At 71.5% G+C, this 16,074-nt stretch carries 15 protein-coding genes and 3 pseudogenes; 10 read left to right on the forward strand and 8 right to left on the reverse strand.

Going from position 1 to position 16,074, the window contains the following annotated elements:
- Window positions 1–10: 10 nt before the first annotated feature.
- Window positions 11–457, forward strand: a complete 447-nt coding sequence (gene grpE / locus I2W78_RS18345) for a nucleotide exchange factor GrpE (RefSeq protein WP_196461356.1) — start codon at window positions 11–13, stop codon at window positions 455–457.
- 12 nt (window positions 458–469) lie between these two features.
- Here grpE and I2W78_RS18350 read toward each other — a convergent pair whose 3' ends face one another.
- From I2W78_RS18350 to I2W78_RS18365, 4 genes and pseudogenes are all read right to left on the reverse strand, one after another.
- Complete coding sequence (locus tag I2W78_RS18350; RefSeq protein WP_196464615.1) at window positions 470–1,621, reverse strand: aminopeptidase P family protein; 1,152 nt, start codon at window positions 1,619–1,621, stop codon at window positions 470–472.
- 152 nt (window positions 1,622–1,773) lie between these two features.
- Window positions 1,774–2,238 (reverse strand): hypothetical protein, encoded by a 465-nt coding sequence (locus I2W78_RS18355; protein ID WP_196461357.1) that lies wholly within the window; start codon window positions 2,236–2,238, stop codon window positions 1,774–1,776.
- A gap of 93 nt (window positions 2,239–2,331) precedes the next feature.
- Window positions 2,332–3,284 (reverse strand): annotated as a pseudogene (locus I2W78_RS18360) (nucleoside hydrolase).
- A gap of 77 nt (window positions 3,285–3,361) precedes the next feature.
- Window positions 3,362–3,862, reverse strand: coding sequence for a GNAT family N-acetyltransferase (locus I2W78_RS18365; RefSeq protein WP_196461359.1), 501 nt, complete (start codon window positions 3,860–3,862; stop codon window positions 3,362–3,364).
- Between the two features lie 189 nt (window positions 3,863–4,051).
- Between I2W78_RS18365 and I2W78_RS18370 the strand changes: the two genes are divergently transcribed.
- The 4 genes from I2W78_RS18370 (at window position 4,052) to I2W78_RS18385 (ending at window position 8,944) form a co-directional block, all read left to right on the forward strand.
- Window positions 4,052–6,262 carry an MMPL family transporter gene (locus I2W78_RS18370; RefSeq protein ID WP_196461361.1) on the forward strand — a complete coding sequence of 737 codons (2,211 nt, stop codon included), beginning with the start codon at window positions 4,052–4,054 and terminating at the stop codon, window positions 6,260–6,262.
- A 112-nt stretch (window positions 6,263–6,374) separates the two neighbouring features.
- Window positions 6,375–7,598, forward strand: a complete 1,224-nt coding sequence (locus I2W78_RS18375; protein WP_196461363.1) for a sensor histidine kinase — start codon at window positions 6,375–6,377, stop codon at window positions 7,596–7,598.
- The gene (locus I2W78_RS18380) at window positions 7,595–8,275 is read left to right on the forward strand and encodes a response regulator transcription factor (protein ID WP_196461365.1); all 681 of its coding nucleotides are present in this window, start codon (window positions 7,595–7,597) and stop codon (window positions 8,273–8,275) included. The genes I2W78_RS18375 and I2W78_RS18380 overlap by 4 nt, the downstream gene beginning before the upstream one ends.
- A 135-nt stretch (window positions 8,276–8,410) precedes the next feature.
- Complete coding sequence (locus I2W78_RS18385; protein WP_196461367.1) at window positions 8,411–8,944, forward strand: NUDIX hydrolase; 534 nt, start codon at window positions 8,411–8,413, stop codon at window positions 8,942–8,944.
- Here I2W78_RS18385 and I2W78_RS18390 read toward each other — a convergent pair.
- Window positions 8,922–10,263, reverse strand: a pseudogene (locus I2W78_RS18390) (hypothetical protein). The gene I2W78_RS18385 and the pseudogene I2W78_RS18390 sit on opposite strands and share 23 nt — an antisense overlap.
- A gap of 125 nt (window positions 10,264–10,388) precedes the next feature.
- On the opposite strand from I2W78_RS18390, the gene I2W78_RS18395 reads away from it, so the two are divergent.
- The 4 genes from I2W78_RS18395 (at window position 10,389) to I2W78_RS18410 (ending at window position 13,281) form a co-directional block, all read left to right on the forward strand.
- On the forward strand, window positions 10,389–10,619 hold the full coding sequence (locus I2W78_RS18395; protein ID WP_230885500.1) for a hypothetical protein: 231 nt from the start codon (window positions 10,389–10,391) through the stop codon (window positions 10,617–10,619).
- 254 nt (window positions 10,620–10,873) lie between these two features.
- On the forward strand, window positions 10,874–11,317 hold the full coding sequence (locus I2W78_RS18400; RefSeq protein ID WP_196461371.1) for a glycine-rich domain-containing protein: 444 nt from the start codon (window positions 10,874–10,876) through the stop codon (window positions 11,315–11,317).
- Window positions 11,318–11,387: 70 nt separating this feature from the next.
- Window positions 11,388–12,230, forward strand: a complete 843-nt coding sequence (locus tag I2W78_RS18405; protein WP_196461373.1) for a protein kinase — start codon at window positions 11,388–11,390, stop codon at window positions 12,228–12,230.
- 268 nt (window positions 12,231–12,498) lie between these two features.
- A complete protein-coding gene (locus I2W78_RS18410; protein WP_196461375.1) occupies window positions 12,499–13,281 on the forward strand; it encodes a hypothetical protein in 783 nt (260 codons plus the stop codon).
- A gap of 138 nt (window positions 13,282–13,419) precedes the next feature.
- On the opposite strand, the gene I2W78_RS40545 is transcribed toward I2W78_RS18410, so the two are convergent.
- From I2W78_RS40545 to I2W78_RS41430, 3 genes and pseudogenes are all read right to left on the reverse strand, one after another.
- Window positions 13,420–13,557 carry an ANTAR domain-containing protein gene (locus I2W78_RS40545; RefSeq protein ID WP_307783712.1) on the reverse strand — a complete coding sequence of 46 codons (138 nt, stop codon included), beginning with the start codon at window positions 13,555–13,557 and terminating at the stop codon, window positions 13,420–13,422.
- Window positions 13,558–13,718: 161 nt separating this feature from the next.
- Window positions 13,719–14,210 (reverse strand): annotated as a pseudogene (locus I2W78_RS41425) (GAF domain-containing protein); the annotation flags it as partial.
- A 119-nt stretch (window positions 14,211–14,329) separates the two neighbouring features.
- Window positions 14,330–14,515 carry a hypothetical protein gene (locus I2W78_RS41430; RefSeq protein ID WP_307783713.1) on the reverse strand — a complete coding sequence of 62 codons (186 nt, stop codon included), beginning with the start codon at window positions 14,513–14,515 and terminating at the stop codon, window positions 14,330–14,332.
- A 203-nt stretch (window positions 14,516–14,718) separates the two neighbouring features.
- Here I2W78_RS41430 and I2W78_RS18420 point away from each other — a divergent pair, with 203 nt between their 5' ends.
- Window positions 14,719–16,062, forward strand: coding sequence for a helix-turn-helix domain-containing protein (locus tag I2W78_RS18420; protein WP_196461377.1), 1,344 nt, complete (start codon window positions 14,719–14,721; stop codon window positions 16,060–16,062).
- The last annotated feature ends 12 nt before the right edge of the window (window positions 16,063–16,074 follow it).

Raw genomic sequence — 16,074 nt, forward strand, 5'->3', positions numbered from 1 at the left:
GGTGGCCGGGATGGCCGGAACCCAGCCCTCCGGCGGGAGCACCCGCGCGGAGCTGGCCGAGCGCACCGCCGACCTGCAACGTGTGAAGGCCGAGTACGACAACTATCGCAAGCGGGTGCGGCGGGACCGGCTCGCCGTACGGGAGATCGCGGTGGCCAATGTGCTGCGCGGGCTGCTGCCGGTGCTGGACGCGGCGGACCGGGCGTGCGCGCACGAGCCGATGACACCGGGGCTGCGGGAGATCACCGAGACGCTGGAGGTCCAGACCGGCGCGCTGGGCCTGGTGGCGTTCGGGCAGGTGGGCGACCCCTTCGACCCGTCCCGGCACGAGGCGCTCGCCCACCACGTCTCCCCGGGCTGCCCCCGCCCGACCTGCACGGCGATCCTGCGGCCCGGCTACCGGGTCGGTGACCAGCTGCTGCGTCCGGCCTGCGTGGAGGTCACCGGACCGGAGTGACCGGGCCGAGGGTCACTCCACGACGGCCATCTCGTGCGGCGTGTTGTTCAGCCGCCGCACTCCGTCCTCCGTGCACGTCACGATGTCCTCGATCCGCACCCCGAACCGGCCCGGCAGATAGATCCCGGGCTCCACGGAGAAGCACATCCCCGGCACCAGCGGCTGGGTCTCGCCCTCGACGAGGTACGGCGGTTCGTGGGTGGTGACGCCGATGCCGTGTCCGGTGCGGTGGATGAAGTACTCGCCGTACCCGGCCTCCTCGATCACCGCCCGCGCCACCCGGTCGATCTCCTGGCACGGCACCCCCGGCCGCACCGTCCGCACCGCCGCCTCCTGCGCCACCCGCACGATGTCGTGCACCTTGCGCTCCTCGGCGCTCGGCTCTCCCACGTGCACGGTCCGGGTGGTGTCGGAGCCGTACCCGTCCTTGAGCCCGCCGAAGTCGAGGACGACCATGTCCCCGTCCTCGATCACCCGGTCCCCCGCCTCATGGTGCGGGTTGGCCCCGTTCGGCCCCGAGCCCACGACGGTGAAGTCGACCTGACTGTGCCCGTGCGCGCGCAGCCGCCGCGCCAGCTCGGCGGCCACGTCCGCCTCCCGCCGCCCCGAGAACCGCACGGCCAGAATCTCCCGGTAGGCCGCGTCCACCGCCGCCCCCGCCGCGGCCAGCCGCTGCACCTCGTGCGCGTCCTTCACCGCCCGCAGCATCGGCAGTACGACGCTCAGCGCGCGGTACGTCGTCAGCGGCAGCGCCTCCTGGAGCCCGAGCAGATGCAGGGCCCAGGTCGCGTCCCCGACGCCGTACCGCCCGCCCGGCCGCAGCAGCCCCGCCGCGGCGGCGTACGGGTCCTGTCCGTCGCGCCACTCCGTCATCCGCAGCGCCCCCGCCCCCGGCGCGGCCGCGGCGTCCGGCCGCTCCAGGGCCGGGACGAGGAGGCGGGGCTCGGAGTCCTGGGTGAGGACGAGCAGGGTGAGCCGCTCGGTGATCGCGGTGGGCCGGTACCCGCACAGCCAGGCCAGGTCCGGTCCCGGCGTGACCAGCACCCCCGACAGTCCGGCGGCCGCCGCGTCACGGGCGGCGCGGCGCATCCGGACGGCGTAGTCGTGCTCGGTGAAGGCGATGGGGTCGTGGTCGCCGGTAGGCACTGGGTGAACCGGGTCCATCGCGCCCATGGGTCCGACTGTCTCGCTCATCGCTGCCGCCTCGTCGCTCGGCCGTGGCTGTCCGTTCGCGGTCCCGTCCATTGGACGGTTCGGTCCGGTCGGTGCGCCCGAGAACTAGCCCACACGGGTGACACCGATCACCGTCCTGCCCGTCAGTACCGCAGGGCCCGCTCCACCTCCGCCCGCACGTCACCCGGCAACTCGTGCGTACTGCGGGCCGTGCCCGTCCCGCTCTTCCCGGCCGGCACGTCGGACACGGTCACGACGACGGCGTCCTCGAAGCCCCCGTCCGGGTCGGTGAAATCGACCTGCACGAGGAAGGACCGCGTACGGTCGGCGGTGTTGCGCACATCGACCTCGACGGTGGTACGCCCGTCCCGCCCGCGCACCGGGTCACCGAGCGTCACGTCCTTCTTGGCGTCGATGCCCCCTTTGATCTCGTCGAACCTGCGCTGGGCCTCCGCCGTGGCGGACGCCCACAGGTCCGGGACCGCGGAGACGGCCTCACTGACCTGCGCCCCCGGGCTGTCCTCACCGCCCCCGCAGGCCACCGAACCGGCGCCGACCACCCCCACCAGGGCCGCCGCGACCGCCCACCGCGTCCGGTAACCGGCCATGTCGCCTCCAGCCCTTCAGCCTGCGCGGAACTGTCTCCCTCCAGTGAAGGCCCACCCGGTCGCCCCCGCATCCGCGCCGGTCACAGCGCGTGACTAGCCTTCCACGGTCGCCAGCCACAGCTTCACGTACCGCTCCTCGTCGACGTCCAACGCCACATCCACCAGCGGCTGTTCACGCGGCTCGCCGTGGATCTCGGACTCACCCGGCCGCGGCCGGAGATCGACGATGGTCTGCCCCCGGGTCGGCCCCGGCGCGAGGGACACCTCGACCGGCAGGGCACGTGTCGTGAGCCCCGCGGGATCGGCGACCGCGCAGACCGCGCCGGCGTCGCCCAGCCCGCCCGCCGGATCCTCCTCGGTCCCCGGCCCCGATGGGCGAGCAGCTCACCCCCGAGCCGCGCCCCCGGCTCGGAACTCGCCCGCAGCCGCCGTACGTCGGAGGCCGGCACGACGACCCGCATGAACACATCCAGCCCGTACATGGTGATCGGCACCCCTGCGGTGAGCAGGATCGCGGCGGCCTCCGGGTCGTGCCACACGTTGAACTCGGCGACGGGCGTGGCGTTTCCGGTGGCCACCGCACCCCCCATGAAGACGATCCGCTCGATGTTGGCGGCCACCTCCGGGTGGGTGCGCAGCAGCAGGGCGATGTTGGTGAGCGGGGCGGTCGGGACGAGGGTCACGGGCCGGGGGGAGGCGAGGATCTCGCGGCGCAGCAGGGTCACGGCGTCCACGTCCACCGGCGTACGCGTCGGGGCGGGCAGCCCCAGGTCGCCCATCCCGTCGTGCCCGTGCACGTGCCGGGCGGAACGCGGCGCCTCGATCAGCGGCCGTGCGGCACCCCGTGCGACGGGTATGTCACCGGCGCCGGCCAGCTCCAGCACGGTGAGCGTGTTCCGTACGACGCCGTCCACGTCGGTGTTCCCGGCGACGCAGGTGACCGCGCGCAGATCGATCGCCGGGTGCCGTACGGCGAACAGCAGGGCCAGGGCGTCGTCGACGCCGGTGTCGCAGTCGATGATCACCGGGATGGGCTGACCGTTCACGCGGGGCTCCTTTCACCGGGCCGATACGACCCCTGCCTACGCGAGCGACCTTACGCGGCCGGGGCGTCGGCATCGGTTCAGCGGGGAGGGGCGTCACCGCGAAGTGTCTTCGCATAGGTCAGGCCCGGCCGGCCGGAGAGTTCCGTCGCGCCGGTGACCGTGAAACCGGCGCGGGCGAGCACGGCCTGCGACGCCGCGTTGTCGCGAGTGGTCGCGGCCCTCAGGACGGTCACCCCGTATCCGCCGACGGCGAGAGCGCACACCTCCCGCACGGCCCAGGTGGCCAGCCCCCGGCCCGTGGCGTGCTCCGCGATCCGGTATCCGAGCTCGGCGCCACCGTCCGCCACGTCCACCAGGTTGACCCGCCCCAGCACCTCGCCCGCGGCGCCGACCAGGACATGGAAGTAGCAGTCCCCGGCACGCTGCTCGGCGAGCAGGGCGCGGTGCCGCTCGTCGAACCGGGCGAAGTAGTCGTCGCCCCGGTCGGGGACGGACGCGGCGAAATAGGCCCGGTTCTCCCGTTCGAAGGCGAGCAGCGCGGGGGCGTGGTCCGGACGGAGCAGCTGCAACTCGGGCATGGGGAGGACGGTACGCGGCCCCGCCGTCCACCCCACCGGCGCGCCCCGTCGTTCCCTCGGTGGACCCGGCAGTCGTCCCGTACTGCGATTTCAGTAGCGCCGATTGTCGGCAGGCGCACGACGACAGGACAGCCCGCTCCCGGACAACCTGAGGCGGACGATCGCCCCCAGATGTGGAGACCCCCTGTCGTGGCAACTTTCCTGTATCGAGTGGGCCGTCTGGCCTTCCGGCGACGCTGGTACGTCGCCCTGGTCTGGGCGGCCGTCCTGGCCGCCGTCGGTCTGGGCGCCCTGAAGGCCCCGGGAGCCTCCGACGAGGAGTTCTCCATGCCGGGCATCGAGTCGCAGCAGGCGTTCGACCTGATGGAGGAGCGCTTCCCCGGCGCCTCGGCCGACGGCGCGACCGCCCGGATCGTCTTCGTCGCGCCGAACGGCGAGAAGGTCACCGCCGCCGAGAACAAGCAGGCCGTCGCACAGGCCGTGACCGAACTGGCCGACGGGGCGCAGGTCGCGAGCGCCGTCGACCCGTTCCGGGCGCGGGCGGTCAGCAAGGACGGCACGACGGCCTACGCGACCGTCACCTACAAGGCGGCGGCGAACGACCTCACCGATGCGAGCCGGACGGGGTTGGAGCGGGCCATCGACGACGCCCGGGAGGCCGGGCTCACCGTCGAGGCCGGCGGGTCCGCGCTGGAGGACGGCGCCGGGGCGGGCGGAGCCGCCGAGCTGGTCGGGGTCGCGGTGGCCGCCGTCGTCCTGCTCATCACCTTCGGCTCCCTGGCCGCCGCCGGGCTGCCGCTGCTGACCGCCGTGATCGGCGTCGGCGTCAGCATGGCGACCATCCTCACCCTCTCCAGCGCCCTCGGCCTGTCGACGACGACCGGCACCCTGGCGATGATGCTGGGCCTCGCGGTCGGCATCGACTACGCCCTGTTCGTCGTCTCCCGCTACCGCGAGGAGCGCGCAGGGGGCCGTACGCCCCAGGAGGCGGCCGGCCTGGCCGTCGGCACGGCCGGTTCGGCGGTCGTGTTCGCGGGCCTCACCGTCGTCATCGCCCTGGCCGGCCTCACGGTGGTCGGCATCCCGATGCTCACCAAGATGGGGCTCGCCGCGGCGGGCGCGGTCGTCGTCGCCGTACTGATCGCCCTGACGCTCGTCCCGGCGTTCCTCGGCTTCTGGCCCAACGCCGTCCTCACCCGGCGCGCCCGCAAGAGCGGTCGTACAGCGCCGAGCGGCGAGAACAACGGCGGCACCCGCTGGGCGCGCTTCGTCCTGCGCCGCCCGCTGCCGGTGCTGCTCCTCGGTGTCGTCGGCCTCGGCGCCCTCGCCGTGCCGGTGACGAACCTCCAGCTGGGCATGCCCGGCGACGAGGCGAAGCCCACCTCCACCACCGAACGCCGCGCCTACGACGCGCTCGCCGAAGGCTTCGGCCCCGGCTTCAACGGCCCGTTGACGATCGTCGTCGACGCCAAGGGAGCCGACGACGCGCAGCAGGCCACGCGGACGATCTCCGACCTGATCGGCGCCACCGAGGGCGTCGTCTCCGTCTCCCCGGCCAACTTCAACGACGCCGGTGACACCGCGGTCTTCTCGGTCGTCCCGGCCACCGCGCCGACCGACGAGCGGACCAAGGACCTGGTGAACACCATCCGGGACGAGCGTCCGGGGGCCGAGTCCGAGACCGGCGCGACCTTCGAGGTCACCGGCACCACCGCGCTGAACATCGACATCTCCGACAAGGTGCAGGCCGCGCTGGTCCCGTACCTGATCATCGTGGTCGGCCTGGCGATCGTCCTGCTGCTGGTGGTCTTCCGCTCCCTGCTCGTCCCGCTCAAGGCGGCCCTCGGCTTCCTGCTGTCGGTGCTGGCGTCCCTCGGCGCGGTCGTCGTGGTCTTCCAGCAGGGCCACGGCGCCGAGATCCTGGGCGTGGAGCAGACCGGGCCGATCATGAGCCTGATGCCGATCTTCCTGGTGGGCATCGTCTTCGGCCTGGCCATGGACTACGAGGTCTTCCTCGTCTCACGGATGCGGGAGGCGTACGTCCATGGCGAGCGGCCCGGGCAGGCGGTCACGTCCGGCTTCCGGCACAGCGCCCGCGTGGTGGTGGCCGCCGCCCTGATCATGATCGCGGTGTTCGCCGGGTTCATCGGCGAGAGCGACTCCATGATCAAGATGATCGGGTTCGGACTGGCCTCCGCCGTCCTGTTCGACGCCTTCGTCGTCCGGATGGCGATCGTGCCCGCCGTACTCGCCCTGCTCGGCCACAAGGCCTGGTGGCTGCCGAAGTGGCTGGACCGGATCCTGCCCCGGGTGGATGTGGAGGGCGAGGCGCTCAGCCGGCGGCCGGAGGCGGTGCCGGTGCCGGGCGAAGTGGCCGAGCTGGAGACGGCGCGTACCTGACCCGACCCGCCCCCACCAGGGACCGCCCGTGACGAAGGACACGGGCGGTCCCGGCGACCGTTCGCCCCTCCCACCGTCCACGATGGATCCAGTCCACCGACCGGAGAGCCCCATGACCACCAGCCCGGAACGGCGCTACGCGGACCGCTTCGAGGAGTTCGCGGTCCGCCACGCCTTTGTCGTCGACCTGGCGCTGGTGCTGGCGCTGATGGGCTGCGCGACCCTCGGCGCCACCCTCACCCTGCCCGGCGCCGCCCCACCTGGCCAGGGAGAGACCGGGACCGCCCTGATGCTCCTGTCCTGCCTCTTCCTCCTCAAGCACCGCACCCACCCACGCATCGCCGTCACCGTGACCGCGCTCTGCACGGTGGTCGCGATCTCCCTGGGCTATCTGCTCACCCCCCTGCTCCTGGCCCCCGTCATGACGGCCCTCTACTGGCTGGCCACGCACACCGACCGCAGGACCACCCGCGCCTACGGCGTCCCCGTCATGGCGGCACTGATGATCGCGGCCGTCTTCTCCGACTCGATGGACCACCTCTCCCTGCTGCTGAGGACGATCGGCCCGTTCTTCTGGCTGCTGCTCCCCCTCGCCGCCGGCAACATGACCCGGATGCGGCGCGCCTACCTGAAGTCGGTGCAGGCCCGAGCCGAACACGCCGAGCGCACCCGTGAGGAGGAGGCACGGCTGCGCGTCACCGAGGAACGCATGCGCATCGCGCGCGAGCTGCACGACGTCGTCGCCCACCACCTGGCCCTGGCCAACGCCCAGGCCGGCACCGCCGCCCACCTCGCCCTCGACAACCCCCGGCAGACGAAGCAGATCCTCACCGACCTGACCGGCACCACGTCCTCCGCGCTGCGCGAACTGAAGGCCACGCTGGGCCTGCTGAGGCAGACCGACGACCCGGCGACGCTGGAACCGGCCCCCGGCCTGTCCCGCCTGCCCGAGCTGGTCACGGCGTGCGCGTCGGCAGGTCTCACGGTCACCGTCACCACGGAGGGGGAGCCCCGGCCGCTGTCGCCCGGGGTGGACCTGACGGCGTTCCGGATCGTGCAGGAGGCCCTCACGAACGTCACCAAACACGCCACGGCGGAATCCGCGAACGTACGTCTCGCCTACGCCGGCTCCCGTCTGCTCATCACGGTCACCGACGACGGCCCCGCGGTGGGGGAGCCCGCGCAGAGCGGCGGCTTCGGTGTCATCGGCATGCGCGAACGCGCCCGGTCCATCGGCGGCGAACTGTGCGCGGGCCCCCGCCCGGAGGGCGGCTTCGAAGTCACGACGGCACTGCCACTGCACCCCGTGGCCCCGCAGAAAGAACGCACCCCATGACGATCCGCGTGCTGCTGGCCGACGACCAGGCCCTGCTGAGGGCCACCTTCCGGATCCTGATCGACTCCTGCGACGACATGACGGTGGTCGCCGAGGCCTCCGACGGCGCGGAGGCGGCGGACCTGACCCGGGCCCACCACCCCGACATCGTCCTGATGGACATCCGCATGCCGGGCACGGACGGCCTGGAAGCCACGTCCGCCATCTGCGCCGACCCGGCCCTCTCCGCCACCCGCGTCCTGATCCTCACCACCTTCGAAACGGAGGACTACGTGGCTCAGGCACTGCGCGCCGGCGCGAGCGGCTTCCTCGGCAAGGACGTCACGGCGGACACCCTCCTGGCGGGCATCCGCACGGTGGCCTCGGGCGAGGCGCTGCTCTCCCCCACCGCGACCCGCACCCTCATCACCCGCTTCCTCACCACCCCCGCGCCCGGCACCCAACTCGCCTCCCCGGAACGCCTGTCCGACCTCACGGACCGCGAACGTGAGGTGATGTCCCTGGCGGCGGAGGGCAAGTCCAACACGGAGATCGCCGAACACCTCACGCTCAGCCCCCTCACCATCCGCACCCACATCCACCGAGCCATGACCAAACTGTCCGCCCGCGACCGCGCCCAACTGGTGGTCATCGCGTATCAGACGGGGTTGGTGCGGGCGACGCCGCCGGCACTGTGACCGGCCACTGCCACAGTCGTCGATCCGATGCTTTGAGCAGCGGGCTGGAGCAGCGCGTCACTCTGACGTTATCCCTGTCTCCAGGTCTGGCGGGGTCTGGGATGCTGGTCCCATCGCGGGAGAGGGGCAGCGTTCATGCAGTGGAAGACCCATGGCGAGCGGCAGATCTACACCAACAAGTGGGTGAATCTGTGTCTGGTCGACGTCCAGCAGCCCGATGGACGTAGGTGGGAGTACCACGTCGTGCGCCTCCGGCATCTGGCCGTGGCCGCCGTGGTCAATGAACGCAAAGAAGTCTTGATGATGTGGCGACACCGCTTCATCACGGACTCGTGGGCCTGGGAACTGCCCATGGGCCTGGTCGAGGAAGGCGAGACCCCGGAGGAAGCGGCGGCCCGCGAAGTCCTGGAGGAGACGGGTTGGCGCCCTGGCCCCATCAAGCCCCTGATCTACGCCGAGCCGGCTAACGGGATCACCGACTCGCAGCACCACGTCTTCCGCGCGGACGGCGCGACGTACGCCGGACCACCCACAGAGAAGAACGAATCCGACCGCGTCGAATGGATCCCTCTGTCAGAGGTCCGGGGCATGATCGACCGCCGCGAGGTGGTGAGCAGCGGCTCGCTCGTCGGCCTGCTCTACCTGCTCATGGACGAGGCGACCCGCTGACCGGCGGGAGGAGTTCCCGTAGCCGCGCCTCGAATGCGAGGGCTACGGGTTCCTGCCTGTGTGGGGCCAACTGGTCGTAGAACTCTCTGAGGGTGGCCGGACACACGCTCGGAGGCCACCGCCGAAGCAGGCTCCAGGGCTTGCGTGGCGGTGTGGCACGCCTGATCAAGCTTGCCCTGGTCCAGCTGCGTACGAGCGAGCCAGAACGTATGAAGCGCCCGGCCGCGCTGGTTGGTGCGGGCTTCCCGCCGCAATGCGTCCGCGATCAGGGGTTCGGCGGTCGCTGCCTCGCCCAGTCGGCCGTGAGCAATGCCCGTGTCCACGATCAGCTTCGTCTCGTCGAAGTACGTCACCCACGACGGGTCCGGGTCGCTCGCCCGGATCTGCTCGAAATGCCGGTGCGCCTCCCCAATCGCTCGGTGAGTGGAGTCCCGATTGCTGAGAGTGGCGTGGGCGAAGGCTTCGCGCATCGACAGCATGGACAGGACTCGTGGCGTGGTGTCGAGTGCTGAGCGGGCCTGGTCCTGGGCGGCGGTCACGAGGGCCAGAGAGTCCGCAGGCTTGTCCTGGTACGTGCCTTGCAGGCTCATGCAGGCAAGCACGTTGGCCATGAACTGGCGGTCGTCGATTTCCTTGGCCAGTTGCAGTGCCTCGGTGAAGTACACGCGTGCCTGGTTGTACTGGCGTGCGTCGAAGTAGGTCCAGCCGGTGAGGCGTGCCAGCTCGGCCGCGATTCCGTACAGGCCGTTCTGGATGGACGGTGGCCGATTCACTTTCAGGAGTCCGACAACGTACCGGAGTTGGCCGACGATGGCCGGCCTCAGCGCCTCGCCGCCGTGCTGGTCGTCCCGTCGCCAGTAGTCCTCGATGGAAGAGCGGAATGCTTCAAGTGTGGCTGTGCTGAGGCTTGCTCGGGTGGCTAAGGCCAAGATGCTGTCCACATCGGGCCCTGGTAGTGCGGCGAGCGTCTGCTGTTCGGGCTCCGGTACCTGCGGCTCCTCTCGCTCGGCGACTACGAGGGCCTGAGGCGTCTCCCAGGCTCGGCGGGCAAGCCCGAGCATGTGCCCTGGGATGCGCAAGCCGTCCGCGATGCGCTCGATGACGTCCATATGCTGCAACTGACGGCGACCTGCGATCACTTCGCCGACACGGCTGGGGGTCAGCTCGCAACGCCTGGCAATCATGGAGGGGTAGATGCCCGCCTTGATCTTTACCAGACGGAAGACCCTGGCGAAGTCCCGTTCCCGACACGCCTCGATCATCTCGGGATCGGTGAGGAGCCGGGCAGGCAGTTCCTGCGGCCGGTCGGCGTCGGGCATTGGGCAGGCTCCCCACTGCGAGGGCTACGCAACGTCGCTGGATCTCTACTTGCCGCGATGTTACCCAAGTTGGGTATTCAGCCTGACCTTTTGGCGGCGGCCCCCGGATCGCGATGCTCCTTTCCATGGCGAGCAATCAGCAGACCAGACCAGTCATTGGTGAACTGGCGAAGGACACCGCCAGGGGGCGTATCGGCGTCGTCATGGGTGAGGTCGGCGGCCGTGTGCAGATAAGGCCGATCGGCGGCGGCACGGAGTGGGATGCCATGCCGGGCAACGTGGTAGCGCCGAGTGCGCGGGAGGAACTGAGCGCACGCCTGGCCATCCGGAACGGCAACAGTCGGGACGGGCTGTGATGCGCGCCATCGGCCGGTACGCGGGAGTCCTGTTCATCGTCATGATCAGCGGGTCGTGCGGCCTGGTGATCGGCATGGCTCTCGCCATCGGCCAGTAGACCGGTCACCCCGGACAGGTGCCAGTTTCCTTGGCTCCCCCCTTTCCCCGTCCGGGGTGGCCTTCCAAGCCCGCCTTTTGGTCGTTCTCAGGTCAAGGCTCGGCGACTGATGCGGGCGGAAAGTGCCATGCACCGCCACACATAAGGAGTAGTCGCATGACGGCAACGGCGAACGATCAGAAGACCGGTCGCGCGGCGGCTGGTGAGGAGCTGTTCGAAAGCCTCACCCACTTCGTGGTCGTCCACAACGGGCAGTCGCGCGAGCGGGCCGAGCGGATCGCGGACCAGGCGGTGGCCTTCCTGGTCACGGCGGCCACCGCCACTGTCCCCATGGTCCCGTCGGACGACGTGGACCTCGGCCTGCACGGGCTCATTCTGCACACCAAGGAGTACGCCGCACTCTGCGAGCAGTACGCAGGCCGCTTCCTCCACCACAACCCGGCACCGGGCGGTGGAGCCCGCGACCCCGAGAAGGTCGCCGCCTCGGCCCGCGCCATGAAGGCGGCCGGGTTCATGGTCTTCGACGACCTGTGGACCGTGGACGGCACGAACCTCGCGCAGTGCGACTCGGACTGCGGCCGACCGTACGGGCAGGCGTAGCACACGACAGCAGCGGCGCGGCCGACCTCAGCTCCTGGTCGGCCGCGTTCGCCCGGAAGGAGAAGAGACGTTGTCCGGGTCATCCCCTGAACTGCCGATCGTGGTGCTCGACGCGCTGATGCCCACAGCTCAGCGCCTGGTCGTGGACCGCCGGGGCTCCATGGTCTGGGAGGTCGAGAGCCCTCGGGGCCACTACGCCGTGAAGGTCGGCTACCCGATCGAGGCCACGGCCGAGTGGCCCGCCCAGCCCTGGACCGCGCTCGCGCCCGCGCGGGAGGGGGTCGTACTGCATCGTCTCGGCTTCGATGACTTCGCCTATGGCGAGTGGGAGCGCGGGACGTGGAACTTTCAGCCCTGGCGCGAAGGGCCGGACCTGTACCAGCTGTGGCAGCCCTGCCGTAGGCGAGACTCGTCCCTCGAACCTCACACCAGCGTCGCGCTGGGTTGCGTCGAGGCGCTGGCCGAACTCCACGCCAAGGGCTGGGCCCACGGTGACGTGCAGCCTGCCCACTTCATCATCGGGCTGGACCGGACCTACCTCATCGACCTCGCACTTGCCCGTGGAGGACACGTGCCCGAGGGGTACGACTTCCCGTTCCGCGGCTGCCTCGTCCACTACGAAGCACCGGAGGTCGCGCGCAGCGTGCTCGCCACTGGAGAAGCCGAGCCCACGCAGGAAGCCGACATCTACGCACTCGGCGCCACGCTGCTCATATCCGCAACCGGCTGGCGGGCCGTCGAGTACCCGGACGACGCTCCGCGCCCCGTCCAGAGAGAGGCCGTGGCCAATGGCAAACGACGGCCCGTGAAGGCGCCTGGTGAGCTGGGCGAGTTGATCGAGGCGATGCTCAGCCATGCTCCCGAGGATCGGCCGACCATCTACGAGGTGGGTAAGGCTCTGAGTTGTCTCTGAGTCCCCGGCCCATCCTGAGCCACTCGCGCGGCTAGGGCCAACGACAAGAGACCGAGCAGGGGTGGTGGGGTGCGGAAGCCGGCGTCCGGTCCCGTCGAAGCGGCCACGAAAGGGGCATGAGCCGGCCCGCTGTCCCCCGACAGGCCCTGGCCCCGCTCACCCATCCGGAGAGACCCCCTGCCTCGTACGGCCCGGCGTGCTGGTGCCTGGGCGGTTGGGGTGGTCCCGTGGACGTACCGCCGTCGGTAGTTCCTCTGGAGGTACCCCGATGATCCCGCGCCTCTCCGTCCGCGTCCTCGTCGTCTCCGTGTTGTCGATGGGTGGGTTGTTCGCCGTCGGTGCCTGTTCCGGGCTTGCCTCCGATGTCGCGCGGTACACGACCTCCTCCGGCGCGCCCGACGGCTCCGCCACGGCCCCCAAGGCACCGCCCACCCTCACCGACGAACAGGCCCGGGCCGCGCTCATCACCGAGGCCGATCTCGGGGACCCCTGGGCGCCGACTCAGGGGGTCGCGACGTGGCGGGACGGGTTCCTCAAGGCGACCGCGCCCGCCGCGCTGCCCGACTGTCAGCGGTTGCTGGACGCGCTGTACAGCGACGAGCTCCTCGGGGCTCCCGCCCGTGCCGTCGTCGGGCTCGACGACGGATACGCCGACGCCCAGCTCAGGTACCAGGTGTCCGCCCAGCGGCCCACGGACGTCGACCGGGCGCTGGAGTGGATGCGAACCCTGCCGCGGACGTGCCGTCAGTTCACGGCGACCACCGCGCGTGGGGTGGTGCAGGGCGTGCAGGTCGTCGACTCCGAGTTGCCGGCGATCGGTGACGCGCGGCAGGGGCTACGTGTCGCGATCACCCGTGACGACGACGGTGCGGGCGAGGGCGAGCCCTTCACCCTCACCCTCGACGTCGCCGCCGTCCGCGTCGGCGAGGACGCCTTCACCGTCACCAACGGCGGGCTCGGGGACGTGTACGCCCAGGCCACCCAGGCCGCGGCCGAGCTGGGGGCGAAGCGGCTCGCGGAGGTGCGCAAGCAGGGGCGGGTGCAGGTGTGAGTCCGACGGTGGTGTGAAGCCGACGGTGCGGTGCGAAGCCAATGGGGCCGGTGCGAAACCGACGGTGCCATCGCAAAGCCAACGGGGCCAGTGCAAAACCGACGGTGCCCATGCGAAGCCGAAGGCCCGCACGCCCGCCTAGTCCCGCTCGAAGCGCTCCCGGTGCGCCACCACGTCATGCGCCAGATCGAGCACCGTCAGCCCCCGCGCGAAAGCATGCCCCCGCAACCGCGCCAGCGCCTCGTCCGCGCCCACGCCCAGCTGGGCCATGACCATGCCGATGGCCTGGTAGACCTCGTCGTGCTCGGTGGCCAGTTCGCTGAGCCAGAGGCCGTCCGGGGGCGGTTGCCGTTCTCCTCGCCGGTGGGCAGGGCCATCAGGGCGATCGTCATGACGCCGGCCATGAGGTACGCGGTGCGCAGTTCGCGCGGACTGAGCATGCCGGGTACGTCGCGGTACAGGTCGAGCGTCCCCAGGCACCCCGCGTCGTCACCCAGTGGCAGCGCGTACACCGCCCGTACCCCGAGCGCCGTCGCCTGCTGGGCGAAGACCGGCCAGCGGTCGGCGTCCCGGCCGCCCGCCAGGTCGGACGCGATCACCGGCTCGCCGGTGCGCGCGGCGTGCAGGCACGGGCCGTCGCCGAGGGTGGCCTGGACCTCCATCAGGTACGCCGCCCGGTCGTCGCTCGCGCTCAGCGGTACGGGCATGCCCTCGTTGCACAGCGACACGCTCGCCCGGGCCACCGGCAGCAGGCTGACGGCGACGCGGCACAGCCTGCGCGGTATCTCACCGGGCTCGGCGCCCCGGACCCCGTCGGCGATCGCGTCGGCGGCCGCAGGTTCCGGTTCGTCCCTGGGCCGCACGGTGACTCCCTCCTCCGACGACCTCCTCGGACGACATCGGGGTGGCGTCGCCTGTCGCCGCACCACACCACCACGACCCGCCCGGAAACGTCGCCCGACTACCCGTACCGACGCACCCGAAACCGCGTCCGGTCACCTACGGGGGGTCTCGGACCAGCCGACGGCCACCAGGAAGCCGACCTCCGCTACCGCATCTCCCCGGACGTCCGCACAGAGCTCTGCACCGGTTCCGGCTCCGCCGCCCGCGCAGGCCCCGCGTTCGCCGCCGCGATCAGGGCCGCGGCCGCGACGACCGCCGCGGCGAACGCCCGGGCGTAACGGGCGGGAGGGGCGGAAGGGCGTCCGTGGTGAGCGGATGGGGGTCCGTGCACGGCAACCTCGCTACGACAGTGGGGGATTAAGCAGCCTTAATCTCGCTCCTAACCTAGGGGCCGCGAGGTTCAACCGAAAGGGGACCACGGGCAGTTGGCCGATCCTCCACAGCCCCGGGCGACACCGGCCGACCCACCCCCAACAGCACCTATTCCGCCCAACCACCCCCGGCATAAGTCCACTTACTGGCATGATTAAGCCCATGGCGAAGCGGGACGACCCGGAGACCATCGGGCGCAGGGTCCAGCAGCTGCGGCACCAACGGGGTCTCACCCAGCGGCAGTTGGCCGAACCCGCCTACACCCCGGCCTACATCTCCACCCTGGAGGCCGGCCGCGTCCGCCCCTCCGACGAGGCGCTGCGGCACCTCGCCGACCGTCTCGGCGTCGCCTTCGACGAGCTGGCCACCGGCCGCCCCGCCCGCCTCGCCACCGACCTACGGCTCCAGCTGACCGAGGCCCAGCGCACCCTCGCCACCGGGGAGGCGGAGGAGGCGCGGGAGCGGTACGCCGCCCTGCTCGCGGAGGCGGAGACGCACGGCCTGGTGGAGGAGCAGGCCACCGCGCTGCTCGGGCTCGGCGAGTGCGCGCTGGACACCGGTGATCTGACCGCCGCCCGGCTCCGTTTCGAGCGCGCCGAGCAGACCCTGCGGGACGCCCCCCTCCCCGCCCGCGTCCCGGCCCTGCGCGGCCGCGCCATCGCCCACTACCTCGCCGGTGAACTCCGGTACGCCGTCTACCTCCTGGAGTCCACCCTCGACGAACTCAACCGCGGCGGACTGCACGACCCGGACGCCCTGCTCCACCTCTACGCCGCCGTCATCGGCCCCTACATGGACATGGGCGCCCACGCCCGCGCCGCCCAGGCCGCCGAGTTCGCGCTCGCCCTCGCGCCACAGGCCGGCGACCCCGCCCTGGTCGCCCGGATGCACCGGCAGGTCGCCCGCACCCTGGTCGCCGAGGGCCGGCTCGCCGAGGCCGACGCCTCGCTGGCCAAGGCCGCCGAGATGTACCGCCAGCTCCAGATCCGTACCGAACTCGCCAACTGCCACTGGATGCGCGGCTACGTCTACGCCCAGAACGGCGACCTGGAGCGCGCCGAGACCGAACTGCGCGCCGCCCAGGGCATGCTCTCCGCCAAGCGTGCCGCCCTCTACAGCAGCCAGGTCGCCGTCGAGCTCGCCGACGTACTGCACCGGCGCGGCAAGTCCGAGGAGGCCGCCGCCCTGCTGCACGAGGTGCTCGGCGACCTCTCCTCCGAGCGCGGCGCCGTGCACGCCGCCGCCGCGCACCGGCTGCTCGGCCGGATCGCCGAGGACGCCGGAGACACCGAGTCGGCCGAGGAGCACTACGTCCGAGCCCTCAGCCTGCTGGAACGCGCGGGCGCCGCCGGTGACCTGGCCGACCTGTGCCGGCTGCTGGGCGATCTGCTGCGCCGCACCGGCCGGGTGGAGGCCGCGCTGGACGCGTACCGGACGGGACTGGGCCACCGTACGGCCCCCGGCACCACCACCCTCGGACCCGCACCCGCACAGCCCCCGCTGTGACGACGCCTGGGT

Origin of the sequence: Streptomyces spinoverrucosus (assembly GCF_015712165.1) — a bacterium.
GTDB lineage: Bacteria > Actinomycetota > Actinomycetes > Streptomycetales > Streptomycetaceae > Streptomyces > Streptomyces spinoverrucosus_A.